Here is a 16,720-nt window from a genome sequence, read left to right on the forward strand (position 1 = left end):
ACTCATCAGTCCGATTTGACGTAGAGCCGTAATTTCAAATTCTAATAGATAATAAAAGGTGCTTGAGACGATAATGAAATCTCAAGCACCTTTTTATATGATTAATTAAACTAAATATGATTTGAACATCCAATTGTGTTTATCAACAGAATTTTTCATACCGATGAACATATCTTCTGAAACATCATCGCCAGCTTCTCCAGCTACTTCTATAGATTTAACTAATTGCTCTGAAATATGAGTTAAATCATTAGAGAAGGCTTCAACCATTTGTTCAGCTGAGTAATTTTTACCAGCTTCATCAACGATAGAAATTTCAAGACTTTCTTTCAATGTACCAACTGGATTTCCACCAATTGCTAAAATACGTTCAGCTAAGTCATCTACATATTGGCTAGCTTCATTGTATAACTCTTCGAATTTCTCATGTAATGAGAAGAAATTAGGTCCTTTAACATACCAATGGAAATTGTGTAATTTAGTATATGCTACAGTCCAGTTTGCAACTTGTTGATTTAATTCTTTTACTACATCTTGTTGACTCATTATATTCTCTCCTTGTACTTCTGAATTGGTTTCTCTTTATTACAATTACTACTATATTATAATTATTATAATCTGTAAATAGTTATGCTTAACATTTTTTGCACTGATTTTTATAACTACCTTTTACTATTAACTATTAAAACTTATTTACCAGTGTTTGAAAAGTGATTAACATCAGCAACTAAAATAATATATATTTACTAACAAATCTCTCATTATCAATTATAATAATATTTTATCAATTATATGCGTTTATCATCTATGAAAAAGGATTTTTCATATTCATTTGGTTTATGCCAATGCGTCTTCCACATCCTATTTCGATTATTTGCAAATAAATTATACGCTAAATCTCTTATTTGACGTGGAATGACTTTAATTAACAATCCTAACCACTTGTAATTCGTTGTAGTCATGATAAGATTAGCAATCGCATTGGATTTAAACTCTAAATGTTGACCACGTTGTAAAATCACGCTGTTTTTATTTAATGCTTCTGGATGTTGTTCAAATAAGTGTTGCCCTGCTTCCCCTTTTAAAGTTGCGAATTCATAACTCTTAGGAAGTCCATTCTGTATTAACCAGATGCAATAGTTATAACAATAAACACAATTACCATCGTAATAAATAATAGGCATTTCTTTCACCTTCTTCTAAGTCTTATTATTAATATTCCATTCTATGCCTTACATTAAACACTAAAAATGTCCAAAGCATAGCATTCCTTTAACTATGAATGATTTAAATTTGATATAAAATGTTAAAGTCATAATAATAAAATTAAAAACCTGAGACATAGTAAAACGTCTCAGGTTTAGTTATCTTAAGTTATTCATGATTTACTTTTACAATTCTTGTATACTTAAGAAATTGATTTGAATATTTGCTTTTTATATCTTCTAGACGGTCGTAAGTTACACCAATAATATGCCAGTTCGGATTAAAATGATAGAATGAATCTTTTTCTCTTGACCATTTTACCATTTGTCCCTCTTTATTATATCTAGGTAATGTTACTTCATATCCTTCTAACACATTGATGTAAGTTTGGAAAATGTCAGGATCAATTCTATTAAAATTATCGATGACTAAATAACTTTTATCATTTTTAGGCATTAATTGAGTGATAAAACCTTCGCGATAGTATAGGGCACCAGTTTCATTTGGTAAATATTTACCATATAACATGTCCTCTGTAAAATCAGGATGTCCACTAGTTATTACAGGATTTGCATTTGTCTTTTGTAATAAATTATTTGCCGCTTTCAATCCTTCTTCACGTTGTTCCACAACCAACAATATAAAAGGTTGTATTGACTCATCATGACTTGCTGAATCAATTTCAGTTTTTTTAATTGTTTCAAAAGGTGTTTTCACACTATCATTATTACTCATTTCAATAATAGCATCGTATTGAGTTTGACTCATGCTTGCGATGGCTTGTTTCGCATTTTCTTGTAAAAAATAAAGATTTTTTAACTTAGGATGTTTATTTAATGTACCTAATGTCACTGGAGTAATATGCTTATCATAATATATTTCAATGGCAGTACTATTTGTTCTACCAGGAATAGGTGGTTTCTCATGAATATGTCGAGAAACTTCTCCAATACCTACCACTGATTGATCTTCATATTTATTATAGAAGATAAGATTATCTCCTATTTCTAACTGATTGTAAAAATGATATCCATTACGTTTAATGCCATTATACGTATGAGTATAAATAGTATAATACTCTCCTAATTCAAATGACTCAGTTTCAGAAAGGAAGAAATAACGTGGAAGTTTCACTTCACCTTTACCTAGTGAAACAATTAAATCATACTCTTCTTTAGTTAATTGATTGATTAAAGTTTCACGCATATTATTCATGCGAAAATCAAGCGTTTCACTTCGTTTTAAATAATCAGTTGTAAGTGGTTTTAATAGTTCATTAAATTTAAATTCAACTCTAATTTTATTTTGAGCACCTGTTTGAACACTAATAATTTCTCCAATACCAAGTAATCCAGTATCTGTTTGGACTTGATAAAATATAACTTGATCCCCTGTCTTAGCCTTTTTGAAGGCTCTAAAACCTTGAGTAGGGTTGAATTGAGCTCCAGATTCAAATAATGTTGTTTGACCTACTAACGGTTCATTGTGATTCCATCTAGTATAGCCACAGTTAAGCCAAAAGTAATTTACTTCTTCTTCCATTGTGGGTCTCCTTTAAATTAATTCTCGAAAGTTATTATGTATTTTAATTGATTTCATTGTATTTTAATTAAATGCTATGTTTATTAAGTTATGCTATAAATCTTAACATATCGTCGTTATTTATGTTTAATTTTTTTAGTGTTTTATCTCATTTTAATAAGTTGCTATAAAGGGGAACATTCAGAATCCATTATAAATAATTCTAAATATTCCCCTATGCATTAATTTAATGAGGTGCTAGTAAACTACCTAATAATGGCATTAGATTGATCATGATGCCACCAAGTTTTAGTAATCCACTTAAATCTTTGTCTTTAATGGTAATAGTTGCGCTTATAATACCTAATATAGCAACAACTCTAGGAATAACAAGTGAAGGATATTGTGGCATATTAAAAAAGACACCTGCCCCTGCTATCACACCACATACTAAAGAGATATATAAAAACTGTTTCAATATTCACACTCCTCTTTAATACAATGAATCATTTATAACACGAACAATAAAAATCAAATATAACTAATGATTAGCGTAAAGTCTCCTTCAAAGATACTATCTAAGTCTTCTGAAGTCAGCACAAAATTGGAACCTTTTTGAATCTTGAAGATTTCTCCATCAATAATAATTTGTCCATCACCATTTAAAACTGAAACAAGGCAAAATTCTCTAGGTTTCATATAATTTAATGTCCCACTAACTTCCCATTTAACCATTGTAAAGAAATCATTAGACACAATGTGACTGCATTTATGATTTTCAATAATTTCATTTTCGGGAACGATACTAGGTAGTTCTTGAGAATATTGAATAACATCTAATGCTTTATCAACATCTAATGAAGAACTATTTTCACGTTGTCTATTATAATCATATAATCTATATGTAATATCTGAAGATTGCATTGTTTCATACACAGTTATACCTGAACCGATTGAATGTATAGTACCAGCAGGAATAAAATAAAATTCCCCAGGTTGTACTTTAACTCTTTTTAAAGATTCCAAGAAATTATCTTGGCTAATCTGATCTTCCAGTTCTTCTTTAGAGTTAACCGTAGTACCAATTAAAACTTCAGCATCTTCTTCTGCATCAATAATATACCAACATTCTGATTTGCCATATTGCCCATTTTCAAATTCATAAGCATAAGAATCATCTGGGTGAACATGAATCGATAGCGGCTCATTCGCATCAACTATTTTGCACAATAACGGAAAATCTTTGCTTGGAAAATCACCGAACAATTCTCTATGTTGCGTCCAAACTTGGTCTAATGTTTGTCCAGCATAAGGCCCGTTAAGGATCATACTCTTTCCATTTGGGTGTGCAGAAATCCCCCAACATTCTCCTGTGGATTCACTAGGTATATCATAATTGAATTGAGTTAATTTATTACCGCCCCAAATTTTCTCGAAAAAAATAGGCTTTAAAAATAATGGCATAGTTGCACCTCCTAAAACCATTTAAGGCTATATTCTCTATTTCTAAAGTAAATGATAATATCTGATTTATATGTATAAAACTTAAAAATTAATTATGTAAAAGTGAAATTATATTCAAAATAATTATTCAACATCACTTGTGTTACCATTCGTTTCTTTATTATATCAACTTTATCTCTATTTTAATAGAAATTATTTAAATGATAAAACACATAAAGAAGTGGGACAGAATTCAATTAGAATTCATTATCCCACCACAACTGAAATAATTACTATTAGTTAAAGTTTAATGAAAGCATTTTTTAATTCAATGATTATCTTTAAACAACTCATTTATTCAAATGAAGACAATGCTTCGACTATTGATTGATTACCTGTAATAACTTGGAATTCTTTATTTATGAATTTATTCTCAGATAAAGCAACTTCTTTTAACACAGATGCCACATCTTCTCTAGGTATAGAACCTCTTCCATCAAAGTATAAATCAGTCTCTATTTTAGAAGTTCCTTCTTTATCTTCTAACGCACCTGGGTGAACAATCGTATAATTTAATCCAGAATTTTTTAAGTGTTCATCAGCATAGTGCTTAGCAATTGTATATGGTTTTAAATCACCGCTTGAATCAAAAGCTTCACGACGAGCATCATACGTTGACACCATAATATAATGTTTAATATTGGCTTGTTTACTAGCTTCAATTGTCTTAATCGCACCATCTAAATCTACAATAATAGTTTTGTCAGCACCTGTACTGCCTCCAGAACCCACAGTAAATAAAACTTTATCATAACCGTTAAATGTTTCAGTTAAGTCTTCAATACTATCTTTTTCTACATCAACTAAAGTTGCTTCAATATTATCTTGCTTTAATGTTTCGATCTGTTCGTTTTTACGTACTCCAGCTGTAAAATCTACCTGATCTTCTTTTAGTTGCTTTACTAATTTAGAACCTACTCCACCGTTAGCACCTATAACTAATAAACTCATTCAAATCGTCCTCCTTAATATTTCTACTTCCATCAATTTACCACTTAAATAAAAATTAAAACGTAAGTCATTTTTGACATAGTCAATCATGTATATTAAATTAATATATGAACATATATTCATATATTAAGGGGGGTGATTTATTTGAATGTATCTTTAAGCAGTTGGAACGAAGATGCTACCTTAATACAGACTACGGAAATTTTTAAAGCACTAAGTGATACAAATAGATTAAGAATTCTATTATTGTTAGAGCAAGAGGAATCTAGTGTTGGTCATATTACACATACGCTAAACTTGAGCCAGTCTAATGTTTCTCATCAACTTAAAATCCTTAAACAAGCTAGACTTGTTAAGTCCTTAAGACAAGGTCAATCAAAAATCTATTCGATTGATGATCAACATGTTTCAATCCTATTGAAACAAGCCATTCATCATACGAAACATCTAAGAGGTGAAGTTTCAAATGACTAGTCATTCTCATACACATTCACACAACCATTCACATGTACACACTAATAATAAAAAAATTTTAGCCATTTCCTTTATTATTATTGGACTTTTCATGGTGATAGAAATTGTAGGTGGCTTTATTGCTAATAGTTTAGCATTATTATCTGACGGACTACATATGTTCAGCGACACAGTTTCTCTAGGTGTTGCCCTTATTGCATTTATTTATGCTGAAAAGAATGCCACATCTAGTAAAACTTTTGGTTATAAACGTTTTGAAGTTTTAGCTGCATTGTTTAATGGCGTCACTTTATTTGTTATTAGTATAGTTATTATCGTTGAAGCAATTAAAAGATTTTTTGCACCACCTGAAGTTCAATCAACAGAAATGTTTATTATTAGTTTAGTAGGCTTAATAGTTAATATCGTAGTAGCACTTATAATGTTTAAAGGCGGAGATACCAATCACAATTTAAATATGCGTGGTGCGTTTATTCACGTACTAGGAGATTTATTAGGATCTGTTGGTGCAATTATTGCCTCAATACTCATATGGACATTTAATTTTACAATTGCAGACCCTATTGCGAGTATAGTGGTTTCACTGCTAATTTTAAAGAGTGCATACGGAATTACGAAATCATCTATTAATATTTTAATGGAAGGAACGCCCTCTGACATAGATTTAGAACAAGTCATCTATACAATAATGGGTCATGAGGAAATACAAAATGTTCATGATTATCATGTTTGGACTATTTCTAATGATATGAATGCTTTAAGTTGTCATGCAGTAGTAGATAAATCACTTACGATAGAGGCCTGTGAACAATTACTTAAACAAATAGAACATGAATTAGCACATCTTAATATACAACATATGACGATTCAATTAGAAACACCAAAACATCAACATAACGAATCAATTTTATGTTCTGGAGTTATGCACCAACACTCACATTAGTATAACTTATTAAAAATTAATCAGGTGTTAGACGTTGAATTCGAGTTAAATTCTGTCTAACCCCTGATTTTTAAAACTTATAGAAAATGTTCAAAAATGAGTTGCTTCGCTGGCACTTGTTTTTCATCAAATCCTTGTAAATATTCTTCATTATCATAAGGTAGCTTAATTCTTTCGATTGAAAACTCATTATCATTAATAGTTACAATACCGTAGACGGCATTGGCTCCATTGTTTAAACCTATTGCGCCAGGATTAAAATAAATTGTTTTATTATCATCATATAAATGCATTTGATGGTTATGGCCAAATGCAATTAAATCAGCATCTTTATCTTTAAATAATTCAATAATATTTTCTTTACTATTTTCAGTAATTGGACTAAACGGCTGTCCTTCTATGCCAGTCTCCAATTTTTGATTCTCAATTTCATAATGAATGAATAGTAATTTTTTTCCACAAATAGTTTTTTCGATATATCTAGGTAACAAATTAAGTTGGTCATAGTAATCTTCATCCATATGGCTCTCTATCCATTGATGATGCTCATAAAATTTATCCTTCAAATCTTCAGGATAAGGCGTGTTATTTACTAATGACATAACCGCTTCATCATGATTACCAGCTATAATTTCCATATCATCACGATCAAATATTGTATCGAGTACTTTATTTGTTTCATGACCAATTCCGATATTGTCCCCGAGATTGTAAATTTTATCGATGTCTTCTCTATTATCAATATCATCTAAGACAGTTTGTAATGCATCGAAATTACCATGCACATCTGTAATAATCGCGAATTTCATGATGATATCTCCTTTCAAAATTTAATCATTAGCATATTTTAACACTTAATCTTCAAATATGTTAGATATTATTTTAAAAAAAGTATAAATTTTGATATTGTATTTATATTAAAGTAAAGGAGTGCTTATATTTGTTCAAATATCATAATTTGGCATTAAAAAATGCTAAACCGCAAATTCTTAAGACGATTTTGTTTAGTATCGTTAGTTTCATTGTAGTATTTGCGGTTTTTGCTGTTGCTAGAACTTTCTTTATGCAATATTTCATGCAAATGCAGCTAGCAGCGCAATTACAACAATCATCGGGTCCATATTTAATCATTATGATCCTGGCTTTATTATTGGGATTATTATTCTTTATATTTGCAGGTTATCAATTACTAGCAGGTGCAATTAATGTTATTGCAAAAGCAATTTCAAGTGAAAATGTTCATTTCAATGACTTATTTGTTGCATTCAAAAAAGGTAAATATGGTAAGAGTTTAATTTTATCATTAATCTCAATTGGCTTATTTATAGTGATGTACTTAATTATAATGGCATTAAATTATTTATTTAATTTAGCATTAACACCTTTATTTACATCATTACAGTCAGCTGTAAGTTCATCTGATAATGCAATTGCCATTTTACTAACAATTCAAATTATTATTTTAATTATTATTGGATTAATCACATCAATCGTATCATGGTTCTTTTTCATTTTAATGATTAATTATACTGTTTCATTAGTAAGAGAATCTAACTATAGTGCCATGTCTCACTTTAAAGTTGGCTTTAAAGGTATTAGAAATGGCCATAAAACTTGGTTTAAATTCTTTATAGCTGTTCTTTTATTAAATTTAATTATTATTATCATTACTCAACCACTTGGTACAATTCTTTCTGTAACAACTGGAAACATGTCTCAAAAAGTTGCTACAGTCATTCTGTATGTAGCACAAGTAATTATTGTTATATTACGTTTAATCCTTTATTTTGTTCTTATAATGGGTGCAGTTCAGTACTTCTTAAAACGTGGTGAAAAATTAAATAAAACTACTAACGAGAAGAAGAAAAAACACAAAAATAAAGATAAAAGCGTAACTAATAAAAATGACACATTGAGTAATCAACAAAAAATTGACAATACTCATCAATCTTCTAAAAACAATGTTGAAGAACATTCAAATAATGTTACAAACAATGTTAAACAAAAATCTGAGAACGCCAAAGATGAAGCGAGTCATAATTTCAATAAAGATAAATAATACAAATAAGGTGGAACCCAATTAAATAAGGGTTCCACCTTTTATGTTCCACAATTTTATTTTAGGAATTTGCTTTCTAAGAATAATGCAGCGCCATCTTCTTCATTAGTGAATTGTGTCACTTCATTAGTAATTTCCTGTATTTCTTGTCGTGCATTTTTCATTGCGACGCTATAACCACCAAATGCAAACATAGCTCTATCATTATCACTATCCCCTATTACAAGCGTGTCTTCTTGTTTAATATTAAAGTGTTCTATCATTTCTTTAATACCCGTTCCTTTATCGGTATGATATGCCATAGTTTCAGCGTTAAATCTTGATGAATTAGAAACACTAATGTTTAAAAGCACTTGATTTTGAATAAGTTCATCTCTAAAAGTTGTTATTTTTTCTAAGTTTGGCGTAAATAAATAAATTTTAGCATAGTCATCTTCTGGTATATCCTCTTTCCAATCAATCTTACCAGACATTGCATCTAATCTTGATTTCCATTCACTTTCGCTTACATGATTTGGAGGCGTATCACCTTTAATCATCTCTTGCATCCATGCTTTATCTTCATTTAGCGCAATTCTTGATCCATTAAATGGGAAAACTTCATAATATATTTCTTGCTGTTGTGCTAAAGATACGATTCGTTTAACACTTTCACTCGATAAACTATGCATGAAAAGATTATCACCGTTTACTTCTCCACTTGTACCATTAGAACTGATGATTCCATCAACTTCAAATTGAGGAGGTACAAGTTGATCAATCTCTGTATATGATCGACCAGTTGCTAAAAATACCTTATATCCCTTTTCTCGTAATTCATCAATAATTGATTTTGTTTTAATTGAAGCTTTATTATTCTCATGTAAAATTGTTCCATCCATATCTAGAAAAATCGCTTTGATATTATTCAATGTCATGTAGCCTTCTCCTTTACGTGTCTTTTTTAAAATTGTGGCATTATTTGATGAAATGTGCAACGAGATTACCCTATCATGTGTAAAGAAAATCGATTTTTATAATTCACAACTTCTACATTTCTATTGAAAAGAGATGACATCGTCTTATTAGTTAAAACATCATCAATCTTTCCTTGTGCAAAATTCATGCCTTTACTTAAAATAAAAATTTTATCAAATATTGATATGATTTCTTCAATGAAGTGTGTCACATAAATGATAGTAATTTCAGGTCGCTCATGTGATAAAGTTTCTAATACTTCCAATAGTGTTTCACGCGCTAAATAATCTAAGCCCGAAGCTGGCTCATCTAAAATTAATAATTCTGGATTACTTATAAGCGCACGTGCAATCATAACCCTTTGTTGTTGTCCAGTTGATAAATAACCGAGGTATTCATTCTCAAATTCTGCCATACCGACTAATTTTAATAGTTTCTGCGCTTCTAACAATTGTTGATGATTGAATGTTTTGTATAGGCCAATAGATTTAAAATAGCCACTTAATACCACATCTATCACATGCTCTCCATCTTGAAATTGATTAGTGAGCTTGTTTGAAATGAAACCTATATGTTGTCTCACATTATCTGCTGAATATCCAACCATTCCAGGTGTCATACCAAAAAGAACTATGTTGCCACTTGTAATTGAATCATAGGCGTTTAGAATATTTAATAAAGTTGTTTTTCCAGCACCATTTAAACCATATAATATCCATTTATCCCCTTTTTTAATATTCCAATCAATACCGTTTAATATATGCTTACCTCTTCTATATCGATGTACATTATTCATTGAAATTAGCATAGTATCACCTCACAATACGATAATTGTAAGATAATTCAGACATTTTTTCAAAATAACAAACTGTATATTTTATAAGTTAGTATTTCAAATAAAGAAGGAGCAAGATCAAATTCTTAATGAATTTAACATCTTGCTCCCAATAGGGTAACTATATTAGAGAAGAGCATACGATTAACGCTTTCACATTTAAGTTAGCCACTTCAAATTCAATGTTGTCTAACATTATTAAATTTTATCCCGACTCAAAATTTATACGAATTATTCAACTGTAACTGATTTAGCTAAGTTACGAGGTTTATCTACGTCTAATCCTCTGTGTAGTGCTGCATAGTAAGCAATTAATTGTAATGTAACTACAGATACAAGCGGAGTTAATAACTCATGTACATGTGGAATTACATAAGTATCTCCCTCTTTTTCTAAACCTTCCATAGAGATAATACATGGTTTTGCACCACGTGCTACTACCTCTTTGACATTACCACGAATTGATAAGTTAACCTTTTCTTGTGTAGATAATGCGATTACAGGTGTGCCGTCTTCAATTAATGCAATTGTACCATGTTTAAGTTCTCCACCAGCGAATCCTTCAGCTTGAATATATGAAATTTCTTTTAGTTTTAATGAGCCTTCAAGACTTACATTATAGTCCATTGTACGTCCGATGAAGAATGCATTACGCGTTGTTTCTAAGAAATCCTTAGCAATTTGTTCCATTACTGGAGTATCATCTACAATTGTTTCAATTGCAGTTGTTACTTTAGCTAATTCTCTCAATAAATCAATATCATTATCTCGACCATGTGCTTTAGCTACAACTTGAGATAAGATTGATAAAACAGCAATTTGAGCTGTATATGCTTTTGTTGAAGCAACTGCAATTTCAGGACCAGCATGTAATAACAATGTATGATCTGCTTCACGTGATAATGTTGAACCAGCCACATTTGTAACTGTTAATGATTTGTAACCTAATTTGTTAGTTTCAACTAACACTGCACGGCTATCAGCAGTTTCACCTGATTGAGAAATATAAATGAATAATGGTTTTTCAGATAATAGTGGCATGTTATAAACAAATTCAGAAGCTACATGTACTTCAGTAGGTACACCAGCCCATTTTTCTAAGTATTCTTTACCAACTAGACCTGCATGATAACTTGTTCCTGCTGCGATGATATATATACGATCTGCAGCTGCAACATCCTTAACAATTTCAGGGTCAATTTTTAGGTCACCATTTTCATCTTCATACTCTTGAATAATACGACGCATAACTGCTGGTTGTTCATTAATTTCTTTAAGCATGTAGTGATCATAGATACCTTTTTCAGCATCTGAAGCATCGATTTGAGCAGTATAAGTGTCTCGATCTTGTACATTTCCATCAAGGTCTTTAATAGTTACACTGTCTTTTTTTACAATAACAATTTCATGGTCATGAATTTCTTTGTATTCATTCGTTACTTTAATCATAGCTAATGCGTCTGATGCAATGACATTGAAGCCTTCTCCAACACCAACTAATAAAGGTGATTTGTTTTTAGCTACATAGATTGTATCGCTATCTTGATTATCAAGTAAGCCTAATGCATATGAACCGTGTAATAGAGAAACTACTTTAGAGAAAGCTTCTTCAGTTTCTAAACCTTTATTCGAGAAGTGTTCAACTAATTGAACAATAACTTCTGTATCTGTCTCAGATTGGAATGTTACATCTGATAAATATTCACTTTTTAATTCTTCATAATTTTCAATTACACCATTATGAACTAATGTAAAACGTTCATTATTAGATTGGTGAGGATGTGAATTCACTGTACTTGGTACACCGTGTGTAGCCCAACGTGTGTGACCGATACCAACGTGACCATCAGTGTCATTGTTGTCAGCAACTTTTCTTAATTCTGCAATACGACCTTTTTCTTTAAAAACAGTTGTACCATTATCGTTTGCAACTGCAATACCAGCTGAGTCATACCCTCTATATTCTAATTTTTCTAATCCTGATAATAATAATTCTTTTGCATTATCATATCCAATATATCCTACAATTCCGCACATAAATTTTTCCTCCGTTAAATATAGCTTGAAAATTTTATCTGTTATATAAAATTTAAAAAGGTAACGTGTTTTTAAACATTAGTAATTTTATTAAAAATTCTATTTATTATTAATGTTTTATCTTTATTGTATTTACCCATTAAAGCCATATTATATTTCTAAGATTTTATAAATTTTAGGCATTCTTATTATTTTTGTGCATTTAGTTACCTAAATGTTTTAAATAATAAGCTAACGAATGAGCCTCATCCGGAATAGCATCCGCCGATATTTTCGATGACTATTCTCCTCGTCTGCAAAGTAATAAATTGCCCTACAAAAGCTCTCATATTTAACTTTTGATTATAGGTACACTTATATTTTGCCCTGGCGCTTTATAATTAATTTTGAACTTTCCTCCTTCCAATATTATTTATTTTACACTTTTCAGATAAATGAATGCAAACAATTTCCGACCTTTTTAGTAAAAATTTAAAATAAATATCTTTTGTAATCTTCTAAAATACATAATAATTGTTTCTAATTATTAAATTATTACCAAACAATATCGCAACCAATCAAATGAAAGCGTTTCAACAAAAACCGTTAATTAAACATTTAAAAAACCTCCAAAGCTACACATTAAATGTAAACTTTGAAGGAAAACGAAAATTGTTTTATTAAATTGGTTACTCTAAGCCCATTTTAGATTGAACTTCATCAGCAATTCGTTGTGCAAAACGTTGCGCATCTTCGTCAGTTGAAGCCTCGACCATTACACGAATTAACGGTTCTGTACCTGATGGTCTAACTAAAATTCTACCTTCACCATTCATTTCAGTTTCTACTTCATCCATCACTTTTTTAACATCTACATTTTCTTCTACATGATGCTTATCTGTAACTTTAATATTGATTAGAGATTGCGGATATTTTTTCATTTGAGCAGCTAACTCACTTAAAGGTTTACCACTCATTTTAATAACAGCAGCTAATTGAACACCAGTTAATAAACCATCTCCTGTAGTATTGTAATCCATCATAACAATATGTCCTGATTGCTCACCACCAAGGTTGTAGTTACCTTTTCTCATTTCTTCTACTACGTATCTATCTCCAACTTTTGTTTTATTAGATTTGATACCTTCGTTTTCTAAAGCTTTATAGAAACCTAAATTACTCATAACAGTAGAAACAATCATATCGTTCTTTAATTCTTGGTTTTTATGCATTTCTTGACCAATAACAAACATGATTTGGTCACCATCAATAATATTACCTTTTTCATCAACAGCAATTAATCGATCACCATCGCCATCAAATGCTAAACCAAAGTCGCTTTCAGTTTCAAGAACCTTTTCAGCTAATAATTCAGGATGAGTTGATCCACAATTATCATTAATATTATAACCATCTGGGCTGCAGCCAATTGTTTCAGTATCAGCTTCTAAATCTCCAAATAAGAAAGGTGCTAGTGCTGATGTAGAACCATTTGCACCATCAAGTGTGATTTTTAATCCTTCTAAATTAACATCAATAGTTGATTTTAAGTAGCTTAAATATTTCTGAGCACCTTCGAAGTAATCAGAAAAATGTACAATATCTGTTCCAACTGGTCTTGGTAAATCAGGATTTTCTTGATCCAATAATGTTTCAATCTCTTCCTCTTGAGCATCAGATAATTTAAAACCATCTGCACCGAAGAACTTAATTCCATTATCAGCCACTGGATTGTGCGAAGCTGAAATCATTACACCTAATTCAGCTCCCATTTCTCTAGTAAGATAAGCTACTCCAGGTGTAGATATAACACCTAATCTCATAACTTCAGCCCCAATTGAAGCTAATCCTGCAATCAAAGCAGATTCAAGCATTTCACCTGACACACGTGTATCTCTACCAACTAAAACTTTTGGTCTGTCAGCACCTTCATTATGTGCTAATACATAACCACCATAACGACCCAACTTAAATGCTAATTCAGGTGTTAACTCTTTATTGGCTATTCCTCTTACTCCATCAGTACCAAAATATTTTCCCATCATTAATACTCCTTTTTAATTTGTTATTTTAAGCTAATATGTGCTGTTATTTCATCTGGATCAGATTTCTTTACTTTATCTGGTAAATTTAATTGAACATTCTGATCTGTAGATTCAGTTATACTCTTAAGATCAACATTTGCCTCTATCTCATTAATATCTTGTAAATCATCTCTATTACCATAAATCTCTATCTCATTCTTATCAAGTGTTATATCATCCAAGCTAGCACCATCAGGTAAACTGCCTTTTTTATTAATTTTAACTTTAACCTTTTTGCTGTATTCTTGGAGTTTAACATTTAATTTGACTTCATTAGGCTGTATATTAACATTTAATTTATTTAATGATTTATCAAAAGCAGTAACATCTGCTACATCAGAAGTATCTTGCCTTAATTTGTTAGCTTCTTTATAAGTAGCTTTTAAATATGCGATTTTCTTAAGTTGTTCTCGTCCTCCAGTTACTTTGACAGAATTAGGCTCAACAGAACTGTCTTTCACTTTATAGTTTGGGTCTATATCATCTTTCCCTATATCTGCTTGAACATGCATCGTTTTAATTTCTTTATTTTCCAAAGTAACATAAGCTTGCTTAGGTTTAACATTGTAATTAATATCATTACTTAAGCCTTTAACGATATAGTCTTCTTTGTATTTTCCGGCTTTAGCGTTGGATAAATCCACTGCAACTTTGATATCATCGGCGTTTTCGATTTTTAATAATTTAGATTGTGGACCTGAAACAGTTACATTAACAGTCTCAGGAGCTTTAGTTACATGTAATTCTTTGGAATTATAAATTATCTCAACAGGTACATCTTCAATTGTTTTAGATGAATTTTGTGATAAATTATCATTACTAAAAATATTTCCAAATACATTATTAACTGATAAATAGAAAAAGATTGCCAATAGTAAAGCAATAAATCTGAGACCCCATTTACTCTCTAGCATCTTATTTCACACCTTTCTTTTGAAAGCGTGTGCCAAACCAATGTTCGGCTAATAATTCTTCAAATACCTCAGTTGAGATATCTCTACGTAATTTACCATCAAAAGTTACAGATATTGAACCTGTTTCCTCTGAAACAACAATTGTAAATGCGTCTGAAACTTCAGAGATACCCACTGCAGCTCTATGTCTAGTTCCTAGACTTTTAGAAATTTTAGCACTATCTGATAAAGGCAAGTAACTAGCTGCACTAGCAATCTTAGAATTTTGAACAATCATTGCACCATCATGTAGCGGCGTATTTGGTATAAATACATTAATTAATAATTCTTGAGATATTTCAGAATTCATCGCTATACCCGTTTCAATATAATCTTGTAATCCCGTTTCTTTTTCAAAAACAATCAAAGCACCAATACGTCTTTTAGCCATATATTGAACAGCTTTCGATACTGCTTCAATTAACTTTTCTTCATCATGACTGTATGTATTATTATAACGTTTAAATAAGCTTCCACGACCTAACTGCTCCAATGCTCTTCTTATTTCGGGTTGGAAAATAACAATAAGCGCAAGAACACCCCATTGAATTACAATATCAAAAAGTTTAGATGTAGCAGTTAAATTTAGAATTTTACTCACTTGTTGACCAATTACAATAAAAAGAATACCTTTAAGTAATTGAATTGCTTTGGTTCCTTTAAATACAGTAATGAGAAGATAAAGGACATACCATACTATAAGTAAATCCAGCACACTCGTTACAATTTTTAATGTACTAAGATTATCAAAAAAGTTGGAAAAATCCATAGCATCTCCTCCGAATATATTTTCCATAGTCATAATTATACCAATGATAATTACAACTGTCATATGAACAAATAGATTGTATTAAAAAAAGTAGATTATTCAATTAATCAGCAATTGATTAATGATTTATTACCAATATAATCAATCTTCAAATAGATAAACTCTATAATAGTTTTATTTAATTTTATAAAAAAAGCACTCCTGATTAGGAGTGCTAATAAGTGAGCCATAGAGGATTCGAACCTCTGACCCTCTGATTAAAAGTCAGATGCTCTACCAACTGAGCTAATGGCTCTAATGGCTGGGCTAGCTGGATTCGAACCAGCGCGTGACGGAGTCAAAGTCCGTTGCCTTACCGCTTGGCTATAGCCCATTAATAAAATTAAGGGCGGTTGAAGGGAATCGAACCCTCGAGTGTCGGAACCACAATCCGATGCGTTAACCACTTC

16 protein-coding genes and 3 tRNA genes are annotated in these 16,720 nt (G+C 30.8%); 3 read left to right on the forward strand and 16 right to left on the reverse strand.

The features are described from left to right. Positions 1 to 105: 105 nt before the first annotated feature. From HMPREF3134_RS08290 to HMPREF3134_RS08315, 6 genes are all read right to left on the reverse strand, one after another. Complete coding sequence (locus HMPREF3134_RS08290) at positions 106 to 549, reverse strand: Dps family protein (RefSeq protein ID WP_029376676.1); 444 nt, start codon at positions 547 to 549, stop codon at positions 106 to 108. Positions 550 to 788: 239 nt separating this feature from the next. Further along, positions 789 to 1,184 carry a thiol-disulfide oxidoreductase DCC family protein gene (locus tag HMPREF3134_RS08295; protein WP_070442136.1) on the reverse strand — a complete coding sequence of 132 codons (396 nt, stop codon included), beginning with the start codon at positions 1,182 to 1,184 and terminating at the stop codon, positions 789 to 791. 190 nt (positions 1,185 to 1,374) lie between these two features. Beyond that, on the reverse strand, positions 1,375 to 2,748 hold the full coding sequence (locus tag HMPREF3134_RS08300; protein WP_070442139.1) for an EVE domain-containing protein: 1,374 nt from the start codon (positions 2,746 to 2,748) through the stop codon (positions 1,375 to 1,377). Between the two features lie 226 nt (positions 2,749 to 2,974). Continuing rightward, complete coding sequence (locus tag HMPREF3134_RS08305) at positions 2,975 to 3,205, reverse strand: hypothetical protein (RefSeq protein WP_048667989.1); 231 nt, start codon at positions 3,203 to 3,205, stop codon at positions 2,975 to 2,977. A gap of 53 nt (positions 3,206 to 3,258) precedes the next feature. Continuing rightward, positions 3,259 to 4,191, reverse strand: a complete 933-nt coding sequence (locus HMPREF3134_RS08310) for a type I phosphomannose isomerase catalytic subunit (RefSeq protein ID WP_070442142.1) — start codon at positions 4,189 to 4,191, stop codon at positions 3,259 to 3,261. A gap of 333 nt (positions 4,192 to 4,524) precedes the next feature. Next, entirely contained in the window at positions 4,525 to 5,181 is a 657-nt protein-coding gene (locus HMPREF3134_RS08315; protein ID WP_070442144.1) for an SDR family oxidoreductase, read from the reverse strand. A gap of 144 nt (positions 5,182 to 5,325) precedes the next feature. Here HMPREF3134_RS08315 and HMPREF3134_RS08320 point away from each other — a divergent pair, with 144 nt between their 5' ends. Both HMPREF3134_RS08320 and czrB read left to right on the forward strand, forming a co-directional pair. After that, on the forward strand, positions 5,326 to 5,655 hold the full coding sequence (locus HMPREF3134_RS08320; protein WP_070442147.1) for an ArsR/SmtB family transcription factor: 330 nt from the start codon (positions 5,326 to 5,328) through the stop codon (positions 5,653 to 5,655). After that, positions 5,648 to 6,598, forward strand: coding sequence for a CDF family zinc efflux transporter CzrB (gene czrB / locus HMPREF3134_RS08325; protein WP_070442150.1), 951 nt, complete (start codon positions 5,648 to 5,650; stop codon positions 6,596 to 6,598). Before HMPREF3134_RS08320 ends, czrB begins: the two co-directional genes overlap by 8 nt. Before the next feature lie 77 nt (positions 6,599 to 6,675). On the opposite strand, the gene HMPREF3134_RS08330 is transcribed toward czrB, so the two are convergent. Continuing rightward, the gene (locus tag HMPREF3134_RS08330; RefSeq protein ID WP_037551877.1) at positions 6,676 to 7,407 is read right to left on the reverse strand and encodes a metallophosphoesterase family protein; all 732 of its coding nucleotides are present in this window, start codon (positions 7,405 to 7,407) and stop codon (positions 6,676 to 6,678) included. 131 nt (positions 7,408 to 7,538) lie between these two features. Here HMPREF3134_RS08330 and HMPREF3134_RS08335 point away from each other — a divergent pair, with 131 nt between their 5' ends. Beyond that, a complete protein-coding gene (locus HMPREF3134_RS08335) occupies positions 7,539 to 8,657 on the forward strand; it encodes a lytic transglycosylase (RefSeq protein WP_070442153.1) in 1,119 nt (372 codons plus the stop codon). Between the two features lie 56 nt (positions 8,658 to 8,713). Here HMPREF3134_RS08335 and HMPREF3134_RS08340 read toward each other — a convergent pair whose 3' ends face one another. The 9 genes from HMPREF3134_RS08340 to HMPREF3134_RS12235 form a co-directional block, all read right to left on the reverse strand. Beyond that, positions 8,714 to 9,568, reverse strand: coding sequence for an HAD family hydrolase (locus HMPREF3134_RS08340; protein WP_240556272.1), 855 nt, complete (start codon positions 9,566 to 9,568; stop codon positions 8,714 to 8,716). A gap of 71 nt (positions 9,569 to 9,639) precedes the next feature. Further along, positions 9,640 to 10,422, reverse strand: coding sequence for an ABC transporter ATP-binding protein (locus HMPREF3134_RS08345; protein ID WP_070442159.1), 783 nt, complete (start codon positions 10,420 to 10,422; stop codon positions 9,640 to 9,642). A 258-nt stretch (positions 10,423 to 10,680) separates the two neighbouring features. After that, complete coding sequence (gene glmS, locus HMPREF3134_RS08350; protein WP_037538885.1) at positions 10,681 to 12,486, reverse strand: glutamine--fructose-6-phosphate transaminase (isomerizing); 1,806 nt, start codon at positions 12,484 to 12,486, stop codon at positions 10,681 to 10,683. 668 nt (positions 12,487 to 13,154) lie between these two features. Then, complete coding sequence (gene glmM, locus HMPREF3134_RS08355; RefSeq protein WP_070442162.1) at positions 13,155 to 14,507, reverse strand: phosphoglucosamine mutase; 1,353 nt, start codon at positions 14,505 to 14,507, stop codon at positions 13,155 to 13,157. A gap of 23 nt (positions 14,508 to 14,530) precedes the next feature. Beyond that, complete coding sequence (locus tag HMPREF3134_RS08360) at positions 14,531 to 15,463, reverse strand: CdaR family protein (protein WP_070442165.1); 933 nt, start codon at positions 15,461 to 15,463, stop codon at positions 14,531 to 14,533. A gap of 1 nt (position 15,464) precedes the next feature. Further along, positions 15,465 to 16,271 (reverse strand): diadenylate cyclase CdaA, encoded by an 807-nt coding sequence (cdaA, locus tag HMPREF3134_RS08365; protein WP_070442168.1) that lies wholly within the window; start codon positions 16,269 to 16,271, stop codon positions 15,465 to 15,467. A gap of 222 nt (positions 16,272 to 16,493) precedes the next feature. Beyond that, positions 16,494 to 16,566, reverse strand: a tRNA-Lys gene (locus tag HMPREF3134_RS08370). A 3-nt stretch (positions 16,567 to 16,569) separates the two neighbouring features. Further along, a tRNA-Gln gene (locus HMPREF3134_RS08375) sits at positions 16,570 to 16,644 on the reverse strand. 21 nt (positions 16,645 to 16,665) lie between these two features. Continuing rightward, positions 16,666 to 16,720, reverse strand: a tRNA-His gene (locus HMPREF3134_RS12235).

It is taken from the genome of Staphylococcus sp. HMSC14D10 (genome assembly GCF_001808125.1).
Lineage (GTDB): Bacteria > Bacillota > Bacilli > Staphylococcales > Staphylococcaceae > Staphylococcus > Staphylococcus haemolyticus.

Bases quoted from the DNA above. Each gene is read 5' to 3' on its own strand.
- HMPREF3134_RS08295 (WP_070442136.1), bottom strand. From the start codon at position 1,184: ATGCCTATTATTTATTACGATGGTAATTGTGTTTATTGTTATAACTAT.
- HMPREF3134_RS08300 (WP_070442139.1), bottom strand. From the start codon at position 2,748: ATGGAAGAAGAAGTAAATTACTTTTGGCTTAACTGTGGCTATACTAGA.
- HMPREF3134_RS08310 (WP_070442142.1), bottom strand. From the start codon at position 4,191: ATGCCATTATTTTTAAAGCCTATTTTTTTCGAGAAAATTTGGGGCGGT.
- HMPREF3134_RS08315 (WP_070442144.1), bottom strand. From the start codon at position 5,181: ATGAGTTTATTAGTTATAGGTGCTAACGGTGGAGTAGGTTCTAAATTA.
- czrB (WP_070442150.1), top strand. From the start codon at position 5,648: ATGACTAGTCATTCTCATACACATTCACACAACCATTCACATGTACAC.
- HMPREF3134_RS08330 (WP_037551877.1), bottom strand. From the start codon at position 7,407: ATGAAATTCGCGATTATTACAGATGTGCATGGTAATTTCGATGCATTA.
- HMPREF3134_RS08345 (WP_070442159.1), bottom strand. From the start codon at position 10,422: ATGCTAATTTCAATGAATAATGTACATCGATATAGAAGAGGTAAGCAT.
- glmS (WP_037538885.1), bottom strand. From the start codon at position 12,486: ATGTGCGGAATTGTAGGATATATTGGATATGATAATGCAAAAGAATTA.
- glmM (WP_070442162.1), bottom strand. From the start codon at position 14,507: ATGGGAAAATATTTTGGTACTGATGGAGTAAGAGGAATAGCCAATAAA.
- HMPREF3134_RS08360 (WP_070442165.1), bottom strand. From the start codon at position 15,463: ATGCTAGAGAGTAAATGGGGTCTCAGATTTATTGCTTTACTATTGGCA.
- cdaA (WP_070442168.1), bottom strand. From the start codon at position 16,271: ATGGATTTTTCCAACTTTTTTGATAATCTTAGTACATTAAAAATTGTA.